16 protein-coding genes are annotated in these 12,325 nt (G+C 56.1%); 15 read left to right on the top strand and 1 reads right to left on the bottom strand.

Going from position 1 to position 12,325, the window contains the following annotated elements; translation table 11 throughout:
* From RBA41_RS28550 to RBA41_RS28530, 5 genes are all read left to right on the top strand, one after another.
* On the top strand, positions 1–325 hold a 325-nt coding region (locus RBA41_RS28550), incomplete at its 5' end, for a hypothetical protein (protein ID WP_306627760.1).
* A gap of 225 nt (positions 326–550) precedes the next feature.
* The gene (locus RBA41_RS28545; RefSeq protein ID WP_233294975.1) at positions 551–850 is read left to right on the top strand and encodes a hypothetical protein; all 300 of its coding nucleotides are present in this window, start codon (positions 551–553) and stop codon (positions 848–850) included.
* Between the two features lie 12 nt (positions 851–862).
* A complete protein-coding gene (locus RBA41_RS28540; RefSeq protein ID WP_306627759.1) occupies positions 863–1,927 on the top strand; it encodes a tyrosine-type recombinase/integrase in 1,065 nt (354 codons plus the stop codon).
* Positions 1,928–2,312: 385 nt separating this feature from the next.
* The gene (locus RBA41_RS28535) at positions 2,313–2,504 is read left to right on the top strand and encodes a hypothetical protein (RefSeq protein WP_306627758.1); all 192 of its coding nucleotides are present in this window, start codon (positions 2,313–2,315) and stop codon (positions 2,502–2,504) included.
* Positions 2,505–2,586: 82 nt separating this feature from the next.
* Complete coding sequence (locus RBA41_RS28530; RefSeq protein ID WP_306627757.1) at positions 2,587–3,123, top strand: hypothetical protein; 537 nt, start codon at positions 2,587–2,589, stop codon at positions 3,121–3,123.
* 33 nt (positions 3,124–3,156) lie between these two features.
* On the opposite strand, the gene RBA41_RS28525 is transcribed toward RBA41_RS28530, so the two are convergent.
* Positions 3,157–3,717 carry a recombinase family protein gene (locus RBA41_RS28525; RefSeq protein WP_306627756.1) on the bottom strand — a complete coding sequence of 187 codons (561 nt, stop codon included), beginning with the start codon at positions 3,715–3,717 and terminating at the stop codon, positions 3,157–3,159.
* A 272-nt stretch (positions 3,718–3,989) separates the two neighbouring features.
* Between RBA41_RS28525 and RBA41_RS28520 the strand changes: the two genes are divergently transcribed.
* The 10 genes from RBA41_RS28520 to RBA41_RS28475 all read left to right on the top strand — a co-directional run bounded on the left by RBA41_RS28520 (position 3,990) and on the right by RBA41_RS28475 (position 12,279).
* On the top strand, positions 3,990–4,394 hold the full coding sequence (locus RBA41_RS28520; protein ID WP_306627755.1) for a response regulator: 405 nt from the start codon (positions 3,990–3,992) through the stop codon (positions 4,392–4,394).
* A gap of 13 nt (positions 4,395–4,407) precedes the next feature.
* A complete protein-coding gene (locus RBA41_RS28515; protein ID WP_306627754.1) occupies positions 4,408–5,400 on the top strand; it encodes a sensor histidine kinase in 993 nt (330 codons plus the stop codon).
* Positions 5,401–5,477: 77 nt separating this feature from the next.
* Entirely contained in the window at positions 5,478–6,641 is a 1,164-nt protein-coding gene (locus RBA41_RS28510) for a histidine kinase dimerization/phosphoacceptor domain -containing protein (protein ID WP_306627753.1), read from the top strand.
* A gap of 256 nt (positions 6,642–6,897) precedes the next feature.
* Positions 6,898–7,185 (top strand): hypothetical protein, encoded by a 288-nt coding sequence (locus RBA41_RS28505; protein WP_306627752.1) that lies wholly within the window; start codon positions 6,898–6,900, stop codon positions 7,183–7,185.
* Positions 7,186–7,187: 2 nt separating this feature from the next.
* Positions 7,188–7,547 carry a hypothetical protein gene (locus RBA41_RS28500; RefSeq protein ID WP_306627751.1) on the top strand — a complete coding sequence of 120 codons (360 nt, stop codon included), beginning with the start codon at positions 7,188–7,190 and terminating at the stop codon, positions 7,545–7,547.
* Complete coding sequence (locus RBA41_RS28495; protein WP_306627750.1) at positions 7,544–7,918, top strand: hypothetical protein; 375 nt, start codon at positions 7,544–7,546, stop codon at positions 7,916–7,918. The genes RBA41_RS28500 and RBA41_RS28495 overlap by 4 nt, the downstream gene beginning before the upstream one ends.
* Before the next feature lie 180 nt (positions 7,919–8,098).
* On the top strand, positions 8,099–8,233 hold the full coding sequence (locus RBA41_RS28490) for a hypothetical protein (RefSeq protein WP_306627749.1): 135 nt from the start codon (positions 8,099–8,101) through the stop codon (positions 8,231–8,233).
* Between the two features lie 93 nt (positions 8,234–8,326).
* A complete protein-coding gene (locus RBA41_RS28485) occupies positions 8,327–9,031 on the top strand; it encodes an HNH endonuclease (protein ID WP_306627748.1) in 705 nt (234 codons plus the stop codon).
* A 1,105-nt stretch (positions 9,032–10,136) separates the two neighbouring features.
* Entirely contained in the window at positions 10,137–10,760 is a 624-nt protein-coding gene (locus tag RBA41_RS28480; protein ID WP_306627747.1) for a hypothetical protein, read from the top strand.
* Positions 10,747–12,279: a terminase large subunit gene (locus RBA41_RS28475; RefSeq protein WP_306627746.1), complete on the top strand. Its 1,533-nt coding sequence runs from the start codon at positions 10,747–10,749 to the stop codon at positions 12,277–12,279. The genes RBA41_RS28480 and RBA41_RS28475 overlap by 14 nt, the downstream gene beginning before the upstream one ends.
* The last annotated feature ends 46 nt before the right edge of the window (positions 12,280–12,325 follow it).

Raw genomic sequence — 12,325 nt, 5'->3', positions numbered from 1 at the left:
TGAGCAGATCCTGACAGCGTTCCTCAAGGGGCCAATGACGATCTATCAGGGCGCCGAGGTGCATGGGGATTTCGTCACGCGCAAGCTCCCGGCCGGCATCGACCACTGCAAGATGGTCGAGCTTTACTGCGATCTGGTCGAGCGCGGCTGTCTGATGCGCGAGGGGATCAAATACAAACTAACGACACGCGCCCGGCACCAGCTCGAAAAGGAGAGCGCACCGGAAGCGCCGCGCTCGATCGTCCCGCCGCGCGTGCGCAACTTCTTCGCCAAGCCCCTGTTCCTTGGCTATTCGCCGGCGTTTCCGTGGCGCCGCGCGCTTTAAGGTGAAAATCTAAGTTAATCTTTAACCGGCTTTAGACTGCCCCGCGAATTGACCACGGAGGCAGTACAGATGAAAAATCGGGATGTAGTAGCAGAATATTGTGACGAGTGGGTGCGCTGGTGCCAGACACGCAGCTTTTACATGCGACCGGCCAGCAGCGGAACCCTTGGGCGCCTGCAGCCGTCCAAGGTGGGAAGGGAGCCAAACGCCCGTAACCACCCTGACATGCAGTATTTCAACATGGCCGTGCATACATTGGCCGACATGAAGAAATGGAAGGGCAAGTTCCTGGCATTCAAGGCGTATTACGTCGGCGACGCTGCGCTGGCCAAGCAGGCGGCCGCCGCGCTCGGCATCAGCGAGCGCACCTATTATTATCATGTGAAAAGCTTTGGGCAGGCCGCCTACAGCATGAGCCACAGCATCAAGAAGGCGCACGAAGCGATGGCCGCGCCGGCGCTGCCACCGGAACCGCCGCCGGCGCCGGTGCTGCACCAGCTCGGTTCGTTCATCCCCCCAGCCTGACCGGGGGGCGGCATGTCCAGCACCCTGTTCAAGGTTGGCAAGTATTACCACTACCGCTTCCGGCTCGCCGGTGGCGCGCGGCGCCAGCGCAGCACCCACGAGGTGAACCACAAGCGCGCCCACGCGATCATGTCCAAGGCGTACACCGATGCCGTCCTGCTCGCGAGCGGCATGCAGCTGGTCCCGACGCTGGAGGAATTGATCGAGCAATGGGAGGAACTGCGCGCGCCGATCGCCAGCAAGTCGCATCGCCGCGGGATCGACGTTTTCAAGCGCCGGCACCTTCACGGGCTGGGCCAGCTGCTGATTAGCGACTTAGGCACCGAGATCATCGAGAAGGCGCGAAACGCGCACCTGGCCACGCGCAAGCCGGCCACCGCGAACCACTGGCTGCGCAAGCTCAAGCTGCTGGTGAACTGGGCCGTCAAGCGCAAGATTATTCCCAGGCTGCCGTGGGACGTGCCCATGCTGCCGGTCCAGAAGATCCCGCGCGCCACCTTGCCCACCAAAACCACCGACGAATGGCTGGCAGAGATCGACAAGGCGACCACGCGCTCGCCGTCCGTCGCCATCGCTGTGCGTCTCATGTACGGCCTGGGCCTGCGCGAGTCGGAAGCGGCCAGCGCCTGCTGGGAGTGGATCGACTGGGAGCGGCGAACCTTCACGCCCGGCATTACCAAGGGGAAGGAGGCGGTCCCAGTGCCGATGCCGCGCTGGCTGGTTGCGTACCTGGCACCCCAACGACGACCGCAGGGCCTCATCGCGCCAGGTAAGCAGGGCAGGGCGCTGCCGGATGGATTCGCCCGATACGCGATGCGCCGCGCCAACGCCGCCACCTCCCTGACTGGGATCACGCCCCACCGCCTGCGCGGCACCTGCGCCACCCTCATGTCGGAAGAAGGCACGCCCATTCAGACCATTCAGGCCATCATGCGCCACAAGGACCCGAAGACCACGATGGGCTACCTGGAAGTGAACATGGACGTGGCCAGCCGTGCGCAGGACCGGATCGAGGACAAAATCTACGGTGGGCGGAAAATGGGCGATGCGCGTCAAACCGGCCCTAGCGGTGCTTGACTCTCGTGACAACACCTAATCCTCAGTGTCAATTCTGACGTTGAGGTTTCTTGTGTGCAATATCGTCGGTTTCGCGCACGGTTGCGCCGGCTGGCCAGCACGGAAAAGCAACCACGGCGGCGCCACCGGCCGGAATGTTCCACGGCTGCGCAAGTCGCTCATCCGCAGCGCGGCGAATGCTTAATATCATGAGCAAAATCAAGGAGTTAAGCGCGCAGCGCCGGGCCGCTCCGAGCAGCTGCCGGACCAGCTCGTGACCAGGCCATTCGATCAAAATTCGGGACCTGTTGAGGGTCCCAAAAAGTTACACAAAATCAGGTTACAAGAAAAGTTACGTTCGCCTTTACATGTAACCTCACCCCCGATTCTCTCAGAGCTTGCCAATATGCAATTATCCGACCTTCACGGCGCCCACCTCGACTACTGGACGGCTCGCGCCGACGGCATCCCGGCCGACCAGCTCGACGTCGAGCTGGTGCCGCGCATCGATCTGCCGGCGACTGGGCGCTTGGCGAGGGCGCGGGACGGTTTCCACGGCGATTCAGTGTGTATGCAATTAATTTGTGTATATAATTAATTAGGTGTGTATGTAAATAATTAAGTGTGTATATAATGTAGCCTGTTGATGCGCAACCGCGCGTCCAGAACCGAGATCACCTATGAACAGCACCGCGCTTCTCCCAACCGTTCCTTTTGACATCCTCCCTTGCGGATACGATCACGGCGAGTCAACCGTGATCGTAGACAAGGACTGCATCACCATCGCCACCATCACTTCGGCATGCTGGGACGAAAATGCCGTGCTTGAGTACCCAAGCGACCGCGCCAACGCGTTGCTGATCAAGGAAGCGTGCAACTCATACGCGTCGCTGACGCAGCTGCGCACCATCGTCAAGCAAGCGATCGAGGCGGGGCGTATTACCGCTGACAGCCTTCCAGACGACTTCCCGGGGATGATCAGCGCCTTGGATGCGCTGGGCACGCCGGCAGTCGTGCCAGGGCCGTTTCCCGAGCGCATGCGCGTGTACTCCATGTCGATCAGCGGAAGTCGTGTCAGCACACAGGACTTCGCCAATCACGACGCGCGCCAACACTGGTTTGACGGACAGCGTCCGGCCGAGGTCGACCACTACTATCTCGACATTGGGGTCAACGGGGATCTGATCGACGCCGGCATGGCCAATATTGGGGTTTGAGGTGCAGTGGAACGGAAAACCGGGTTAAGCCGGCTACGGCGTCACTTTCAAGTACTGGTACAGCGTCTCGCGGCTGATGCCGAACTCGCGCGCGAGCGCCGCTTTCTGCTCGCCGGCGCATGCGCGGCGGCGCAGCTCGACAACTTGGTCAATCACCAGCGCTTTTTTGCGGCCTCGGTAGGCGCCACGCTGCTTGGCCAATGCGATCCCTTCGCGCTGCCGCTCGCCGATCAAGGCCCGCTCGAACTCCGCGAACGCACCCATAACCGACAGCAGCAAGTTTGCCATCGGCGAGTCTTCTCCAGTGAAGCTCAGGCTTTCTTTGACGAATTCGATTCGTATCCCGCGCTTGGTCAATGTCTGCACCAGCCAGCGCAAATCGTCCAGGTTACGCGCGAGACGGTCCATGCTGTGCACGACTACTGTGTCGCCTTCGCGCGCGAACGACAGCAGGGCGTCGAGCTGAGGCCGGAGCGTATCTTTTCCCGAGGCCTTGTCAGTGAACAGTTTGTCCACCTGGACCTGGTCGAGCTGCCGCTCTGGATTTTGGTCGAAACTGCTGACCCGGGCATACCCAATGCGCTGACCTTTCAAAACGTGCCTCTTTAATAACATGTGTCAGGAAAGACTCTATGACCGTTCAGGGCATGTGTCAAGTAATCACGATACCAATCCTATCCTGACGGCTTGCGTTGGGGTATTCTGACATCAGGTTAGGGTATAACCTATGTTGACATCGTTATTGGGAAAATTGCAGCAGGTGAATGGACCAACCCGGCGCCTCGTTAGTTCCGGTCCAACAAGAGCAATTCTCCTACAGTTCAGCCACCGGAGCTTCGGTACAATTCGCTATCGGAGGTAGAAAAATGAAAATTTTGCTTGTTGAGGACGATGCTGTGATCGGATTCATAGCTCAGGAGTGGTTGATACAGTTCGGACATGAAGTACTTGGGCCAGCCTTCACGGCGCCGGAGGCTCTAACCCTTGTATTGGAATGTAGACCAGACCTAGCTTTTGTTGATATCAACTTGGAAGGACAGGATGAAGGTATTGAGCTTGCTCGTGGGTTACGTGATACTTATCAGGTTCCATGCGTGTTCGTGAGTGGCCAACCGGCTTCCGCCCGTGCCAACCCGGACGCCGCTATGGGATATTTGCCGAAACCCTACAGCTTGGATGACCTGGAACAAAGTGCTCAGTTTGTCTCCGCACTGGTTAGAGGTGAATCGCCTCCTCCCCCAGTAGCTCCAGCCGCACTAGAACTTTTTTAAACAAAAAAATTATATGCCCGAAAACACGAAGTGGTTGGAAATGATTGATTCAGAATTTCGGGAGCTTGCAGACAACGCTCCTGTCATGATTTGGCGCGCGAGAACTGACAAAGAATGCGATTGGTTTAACAAGCCATGGCTTGACTTTGCAGGAAAAACACAAGAGGAATTATTTGGTTATGGATGGGCTTCAGACGTGCACCCTGATGACTTTGACAGATGCGTGAAGACTTATGTAGAGGCTTTTGATGCCCGCCAAGCATTTACGATGCCTTACCGGTTGAAGCGTAAAGACGGGGTGTATCGGTGGTTTCTCGATAACGGAGCTCCGTTCTATCGCAATGGTAAATTCGCAGGATATTTTGGAAGTTGCATTGATATCACTGCACAACGTGATTTAGAAGACCATCAAAGTACACTACTTGCCGAACTCAATCACCGTGTGAAGAATAATCTGCAACTGATTCTCTCATTTTTACAACTATCAAAAATTCGTGCAAAAAGCGACGAAGCGAAGGGCCTACTTGATGGAGCGATGTCTCGGATAAGAGGAGTCGCCACGATCCAAGATGAGTTGTACAAGAATGCTGATGGAAGCGTTGAACTTGGGCACTATTTGACTAACCTTGCACGGTCTATTCTTAATATCGACCCGACGCGAAAAATTTCGCTTGCTACGACAACGGACCCGATTCGTGTGCCATTTGAGCTAGGAAGCAACGTCGGATTAATCGTTAACGAACTTGTAATTAATTCAATGAAACACGGAGGTCCATCAATGAGCACTGTCTCCCTCGTTGTTGCTCGACAAGTTGATGGAAACGTGCTGATAGCTGTATCCGACAATGGCGCCGGCTTTGGGACTACTGACGAATTGCTCGGAACAAAGGCTCCAATGAAAGGAGCCGGCTTAATTTCTGCACTGACTTCGAGAGTTCGGGGGACGCTTTCCCGGAAGAATGACGGTGGTGCATGTACGTCGCTGGTTTTTCATGTCCACCACTAGCTGTATTCGCTACCCTACTAGCAAGGTTTTTAGTGTAGGAGTACACTTACAGTATTTTGCCAACAGGAATCGATGAGATGAACTCGACACTAGCAGTGTTGTCACCAGACGAACATGAGGCGCAGCGTATGCAAAGCGTTCGCCGCTACGACATCTTGGACACACCGCCCGATGGCTCGTTCGATCATGTAACCGAAGTCGCAGCACGCTTGATGGGTACACCTATTGCAATCATTAGCATTGTTGATGCTGATCGTATCTGGTTTAAATCGCACCACGGAGTCGAGGTAGCGCAGATCGCGCGCGAGCCCGGATTGTGTGCGTCGGCCATCATGCATGATGGCCCATGGCTGGTGGGCAATGCGCCTCTTGATCCTCGCACAATCAGTAATCCCTTAGTTGCCGGTGAGTTTGGCCTGCAATTCTATCTCGGCATACCCCTGGAGACTCATGACGGGTTTAAGCTAGGCACTCTATGTGTGTTGGACTTTCAACCCCGCTCAGTTAGCCAAGATCAGATCGCAAATCTGCAAGGTTTAGCTCGAGTTGTTATGGATCAGTTGGAGTTGCGGCTTACTGCTCGCCAATCGATTGCAAACCTTAGTGTCGCCGTTGAACAAAAGGAAGCGGCGTTAGCCCAGGCGAAACTGATGACCCAGGAAATTGATCATCGTGTTCTCAACAGCTTGGGGTTGATTGTGTCGCTACTTGGTGTCCAAAGCATGCAGTTACGCGGGACGCCAGCTGCCGAGGAAATTACTAAAGCGGCTGGAAAAATTATGGCGGTCGCTGAAGTTCACAAGCACATGCAGACTGACTCTACGGTAAACACTGCCGATTGCGCGGAGTACTTGCAACGACTTTGCCTCGGCCTATCATCCGTGCTAAGTAAGAACGAAACTACAACTATTCATGTAGACGCTGTGTCGGTGAGTTTGCCGAGTGAACAGATTGTGCGGATAGGTTTGATCGTAAACGAATTGGCTACCAACGCGATGAAACAAGGTGCATCCCAACTGGTTGTATCGCTGACGCGGCTAGATGACGCTATTTACTGCTTGGGCGTTACTGATGACGGTACCGGACTCCCTACCAACTTTGCACCAGATGAGATGTCAGGCTTAGGTATGAAGGTGATAAGTTCACTCGTACGAAACCTGCAAGGTAATCTTTCATATGGGCCGGCCTTTGGTGCCCGTGGTACCCGCTTTGAAGTTACCTTCCCCATCTTATCAATTTAGCAATGGTCAGCTCTTTGCTGAGATGACAGTGTCTGTAAGCGATTGTACGGGATGAGGACGTGGCTAGGTTGTCGCCGCTGTTGCATGAACACATCAACCATGCTAGGCCGGTATTCATTTTCAGTACCTGATGCAGTGGCCAAGGGCGAGTTGCGACCGTTGCGCAATCCGACGAGCGACGAGTAAGCCGCGAACCCGACCTTAACCCGGTTTTCCGTTCCACTGCACCTCAAACCCCAATATTGGGGACGACTTCTTGGAGGACGATGAACCGCCGAGCGACGAAGATAACGAACCAAGCCGGCCTCGCGCACAGATTAATCTTCAGGCAATCACACAAGCCATGCTCGACAAGGCTAGCGAAAATCCTGACCTGGATCGCGCACTGGACCCGCTAATGGACGCGGCCGGCATCAAGGACGGCGACGTCGCGGGAGTGGTTTTCTCAGGCCCGAAAGGCCAAAGTTGGCCGACGGCGGCGGGCGCGGACCGGCTTGAAATGCTGGGGGAATGGATGAGCACCGAATACTGGATGGCGAATTGATCATGAGCGAAAACCACATGGACCGCGACCCGTTCGAGGGCAATCCCGAGGTCGAATTCAACGAGCACGGGCTAGTCGTTACTCTGCACCGGGAGGTTGAAACCCACGATATGCACGTATGCGTGAGGAACGCGGCCGGCGGCAAGTTGAGGAATTTAGGAACTGAACCGTTGCGTTTTACGGTCTTCCGCGCGGACAAGGAGCTGGGTGCATTCGACATGGCCGACAAAGCCGCGATCTGCTTATGGTATAAGGAAACTGTCGGGCATGATCCCCGCGATGAACCCGGCTACGTCGACCCGATTTTGTTGGTCGAAGCTGCCGCGCACCACATGATGTACGAATTATGGGACAAAGTATGACAAAGAAAGAGGGCGGCGCGGCCGACGCGAAGATAATCAAACGAGGCGCACCGCCCAAGATGACCGGCGGCCAACGCAAGCAGGTCTTTCTGGACGATGCCAGCGTGGAAGAAGCCAAGCGACTCGGCAAAGGCGAGGTAAGCGCGGGAATTCGAATCGCGCTCAAGCACACCGCTCAATCCGCGTACAACCCACCAGGCTATCGAGCAGCGTACTGGAGCGATGGGCAATCGAGCGTTTGCTTGACCGCCGAAGAACACAGCGAATTGCCTGAGCACGAGTTGCTGATTGAGGCTGTCCGCCAAGTACGCGACACGGGCTTGAAGATCGGCAACGGTCGAATAATGATTGGCGACTACAAGGCCAAGTAACCAGGGTTAAAAGCGAAGCAAGCAGAGCCGGGAACCTCGGCTTGTTCGCTCTAGACACAGCAATTAGCTGCTTTGGGCGCAGAACGTCATTTATAATCGTAGCGATTATATTGTTGGCGGCACTCGCTGTTTCAACACGAGGTATCAGCAGAACGCTGAGCGCGCAAAAATGGAGGAATCGTGGAAAAAAAGCCGGTCATAATCGTAGTAATCGTCCTGCTAGCTGCAGTTGTTGGTTTTTTAGCGATGGATAGAAATGACAAAAGTATTGCTCAGGAGCGAAATAAAGTCTTCGACGAAAAATTTGCGAAGTGATTAGCAACATCCACGTAGCAGCATCGTCCTCGTGGACAGCTCAAACAACTGTCTCGCCCTTCTATGCTGCGCTAAGTACATCTGGAACTGCTCATGGGACTGCCCCGATATCTTGAAAATACATTTCGTAATTTCTGGGAGAATTCTTCCCGTGCTGAACTCGCTGCGATCGGATTGCGGTTTGGCTCAGCCATTTTTCAGGCAAACATACATAGAAAGATAAATTTAGCGGCAAAGAAATGCGCTTTTTCATCTGAAAAAGCGGTTGAGATGGCTTATAAATGGGGCTGGCGCCGACTCCATATACGGAGGTCTACGAGCATTGATGAATTAACGCGCGAACGCGCTCTGATGTATGTCGGATTGCAACATGAGACTGACGAGGGTGATCCTTATGATAGAGGGGCGTTCCTTGAGGTCCAGATACCACGATATTTTCGGCCCCGCCTAGAAAAATGGAATAAAGAGCGGCAGGACAGGGACCGCGCCGAGGTAAAGTTACGCCAACAAATTGCTGAAGTGCGTGGCCGGGTATATTCGTCACGCGTGTTTCCAACGACTTTGAGAACCATTATTTTTGCGCGAGACAACTATACCTGCCAAGTATGCCTTCGCCACAGGGCGACACTGCTGGCGGCAGGGTTACATTTAGAGTGCGATCACATAGATGCTTGGATTGATGGCGGTCAAACTACTTACAAGAACGGAGTAACGATTTGCAGTGACTGTAACAAGGCAAAGCATCATGCCAAGGCATACTTAGGTATTGTTGGTCGCCTGGGCAGAGCCGCCAGATAAACCTGATGTCTTGAGGTGAATTATTATGGACCCCAAAATTGCTCGCTGCGGCGTCGGAATGAAACCGGTTAACGGGAAGGTAGATCGTGGTCACGTATTTATCAATAATTATAGTTTTAGGTTTTATTGTGTGGACAAGTATTGCTGCTGATGTGATTAATAATCAGGGAGTGTATCCAAACAATCGCCTTTATGTAACACTGAATTTATTAGGTACCACGCTCTTCTTGATAATTCTTGCCCATTCTGAACTGCCCTCCATGGTGCAAATATGGAACTGGTTAGATGCTATCTTACCTCCGTCAAGTGTTCATTCTTATGCTGTATGGACGCTGCATAGCGTCCTAGTTTTGATAGTCGGGATTGCTCTTCTGATGCTACCTAACATCATTATAATTAGCGTCAAAAAGAATTTTCGCTAATGCAGTAGTTGTTGAGTTCAAAGAAAGAGAGTTGCTGCAGCGCGACATCAAATGCGCAAAGAATTGTGCGCAAAATAGGTATGGCGAAACTTGCGCAAAACACCGTAAAATTCGCTCCAATTCGATAGTCTGAAAAACTGACTCTTGCGAAAAGGGCCTTCAACATGGGCACTTTCAAGGGAACGGCGTCGGATCGTCTCGCCGTCGGGCGGGCTCGACGCACTGGCGAACCGCCGTCGTCGTGCCCGCCAAGGGGCTAGGCGGCTAATTCATGTTCGTGCGGCGCGCCACCATCCAGATAGGGCGGGGCCTGCCACCGAGCACCAAGCAGATTGAAGCCAGCGCGACGCTCGTCCCGCTGGCTTTTTTCATGCCCGCAGCAATCTCCCTTCCACCGTGCCTGAGCATTCAGGCACCAGCCCCGGCGCAGCAATGCGTGCGGGGCTTCTTTTTTGGGCGTCCCCGTGATGGCACGAGTAACCCCCGTCGAGCAAGACACCGTGGCCGGGCACGCCCAGCCCACGATCTACCAACCGCGCAATGCCGTCGCCCCATGGTTGGGCGCCCAGGTGCCCGAGGATGACTTAGAGGATCTTGAGTTCGCCCGTAGCTGGGCCTTGGGACATGACGGCGTCGACTCGATTGGCACCTTGCAGGGCAAATATCAGAAAGCGCGCTGACCCATGGCCAAGGAAAAGAAGGTCATCGATTGGGATCTGGTCGAGAAGGACTGGCGCGCCGGCATCAAGACGAAGCAGCAGATGGCCGTCGAGCACGGCGTCTCACGCGCGGCCATGGACAAGCGCTTCGCCAAGCTGAACATCAGCCGGCACCTGGGCGTCAAGATTCGCGCGAAGGCGACGTCGCTTGTCGAGCAATCTGTCGTGCCGGCGACCGCCGAACCGCTGTCGCCGGCGCGCGAGCGAGAGATTGTCGAGGTCAACGCGGCGATGCAGTCGCAGATCATCCTGTCGCACCGCTCGGATATCCAGCGTACGCGGCGCCTGTCGATGCAACTGCTCGAAGAACTGGAAATCCAGACGGACCATGCGGATCTCTTCCGCGACCTGGCGGCGATGCTGTGCGCACCGGATGAGAAGGGCGTCAACAAGCGCCTTGAGCTGTTCGAGAAGGTTATGTCCCTCAATTCCCGCGCCGGCACCATGAAGACGCTGGCCGACGCCTTGCGCAACCTCATCGCCATGGAGCGCCAGGCATTTGGGCTGGACGACAAGAAGGAAGACGAGATCGGCAGCGGCGTCGAGGACGTCATCAAGCGCGTGATGGCGAAAAATGGCGGCGCGTAGCCAGGCCGAGATCGAGGCCACCATCGAAGCGCTGCGCGATGATATCGAGCTGCACTGCGAAACGTGCATGTACGTGCTGGACAAGGCCGGCAAGAAGGTCCTGCTCAAATTCAATCGGGCACAGCGCTACATCCATGCGCGCATCGAGGAGCAGCGCAGGAAGATCGGCAAGGTCCGGGCGATCATCCTGAAAGGGCGCCAGCAGGGGGCATCGACTTATATCGGCGCGCGCTTCTACTGTATCTCGTCCATCAACTTCGGCCGGTCCGCCTTCATCGTGGCGCACGAGCAGAAGGCGACCGACAATCTGTTCAAGATGGTCAAGCGCTATCACGGGCACAACCCGTTCGCTCCGTCCACCAGCGCGACGAACTCGAAGGAGTTGGTCTTCGACAAGCTCGATGGCGGATACAAGCTGGCGACCGCCGGCACCGCCGACGTCGGCCGGGGCAACACCGCCCAGGTAGCGCACCTGTCCGAATTCGCGTTCTGGAAAAACGCGCAGATGCACATGGCCGGGCTGGGTAACACCATTGCGGACCTGGACGACACCGAGATCATCATCGAATCGACCGCCAATGGCACCGGCGGTGGTTTTCACAGCATGTGGCAGGACGCCGAGGCGGGGATCGGCGAGTACATCGCCATCTTCGTGCCTTGGTTCTGGCAGGACGAGTACCGCGCGACCGTGCCGGAAAATTTCATCGTCACGGCCGACGATCAGAAGTACATGGACGCCTACGGGCTGGACATGGAACAGATGGCGTGGCGCCAGAACAAAGTCATTACGTACGGCCAGGGCTTCGAGTGGCTTTTCGATCAGGAGTACCCGGCGACGGCCGCGCTCGCGTTTCGCTCGGCCACCACCGACCCGCTGATCAGTCCAACGAGCGTCATGGCGGCCGTCAACAGCACCTACCGCGAGCGCACCGGCGCCTTCGTGATCGGCTGCGACCCGGCCGAATACGGCCCGGACAGGACGGCGATCGCCTTCCGCCACGGACGCACCGTGTTCCGCATCGAGTACCACGAGAAGAAAGGGCCGATGGAGGTGGCCGGCATCCTGGCTGGTTACTACCGCGACATGCAGCCCGACGCCATTTTCGTGGACAAGATCGGGATCGGTTCGGGGATCGTGGACCGGCTCAAGGAGCTGGGCGTGCCCGTCATCGGTGTGAACTCTGCCGCAAGGGCCGATGATCCGGAGTTGTACGCCAACAAGCGCGCCGAGATCTGGTATCGCTTCAAAGAGTGGATCGAGGACGGCCCCAACCGGCTACCGAACGACGTTGCCATGATCGCCGACATTTCCGCTCCGAGCTACAAAACGTCCTCCAACGGCGCGCGCCTCATCGAGGCCAAGGAGGACATGAAGAAACGCCAGATGCGCTCGCCAGACGGCGCGGACGCCATCGCCATGACATTTGCCGAGCCGGTGATTCCCCGCGCCCTGCGCGAGGATCACAGCCGTGGCGGCGGTCACACGCAGCAGCGCGCGGCATCGCGGGCAGGCTACTAAGCCAGCCACGGTCACCGGCCGCTCCAATTTCCCGCAACAACCTTCC

Source organism: Massilia scottii, from assembly GCF_030846495.1.
In the GTDB taxonomy this organism is placed as follows: domain Bacteria; phylum Pseudomonadota; class Gammaproteobacteria; order Burkholderiales; family Burkholderiaceae_D; genus Telluria_A; species Telluria_A violaceinigra.
The sequence above is the reverse complement of the archived record's forward strand: the minus strand, read 5'-3'. Positions and strand labels throughout refer to the sequence as shown.

Bases quoted from the DNA above. Each gene is read 5' to 3' on its own strand.
- RBA41_RS28510 (WP_306627753.1), top strand. From the start codon at position 5,478: ATGAACTCGACACTAGCAGTGTTGTCACCAGACGAACATGAGGCGCAG.
- RBA41_RS28535 (WP_306627758.1), top strand. From the start codon at position 2,313: ATGCAATTATCCGACCTTCACGGCGCCCACCTCGACTACTGGACGGCT.
- RBA41_RS28540 (WP_306627759.1), top strand. From the start codon at position 863: ATGTCCAGCACCCTGTTCAAGGTTGGCAAGTATTACCACTACCGCTTC.
- RBA41_RS28530 (WP_306627757.1), top strand. From the start codon at position 2,587: ATGAACAGCACCGCGCTTCTCCCAACCGTTCCTTTTGACATCCTCCCT.
- RBA41_RS28515 (WP_306627754.1), top strand. From the start codon at position 4,408: ATGCCCGAAAACACGAAGTGGTTGGAAATGATTGATTCAGAATTTCGG.
- RBA41_RS28480 (WP_306627747.1), top strand. From the start codon at position 10,137: ATGGCCAAGGAAAAGAAGGTCATCGATTGGGATCTGGTCGAGAAGGAC.
- RBA41_RS28520 (WP_306627755.1), top strand. From the start codon at position 3,990: ATGAAAATTTTGCTTGTTGAGGACGATGCTGTGATCGGATTCATAGCT.
- RBA41_RS28500 (WP_306627751.1), top strand. From the start codon at position 7,188: ATGAGCGAAAACCACATGGACCGCGACCCGTTCGAGGGCAATCCCGAG.
- RBA41_RS28485 (WP_306627748.1), top strand. From the start codon at position 8,327: ATGGGACTGCCCCGATATCTTGAAAATACATTTCGTAATTTCTGGGAG.
- RBA41_RS28475 (WP_306627746.1), top strand. From the start codon at position 10,747: ATGGCGGCGCGTAGCCAGGCCGAGATCGAGGCCACCATCGAAGCGCTG.
- RBA41_RS28495 (WP_306627750.1), top strand. From the start codon at position 7,544: ATGACAAAGAAAGAGGGCGGCGCGGCCGACGCGAAGATAATCAAACGA.
- RBA41_RS28545 (WP_233294975.1), top strand. From the start codon at position 551: ATGCAGTATTTCAACATGGCCGTGCATACATTGGCCGACATGAAGAAA.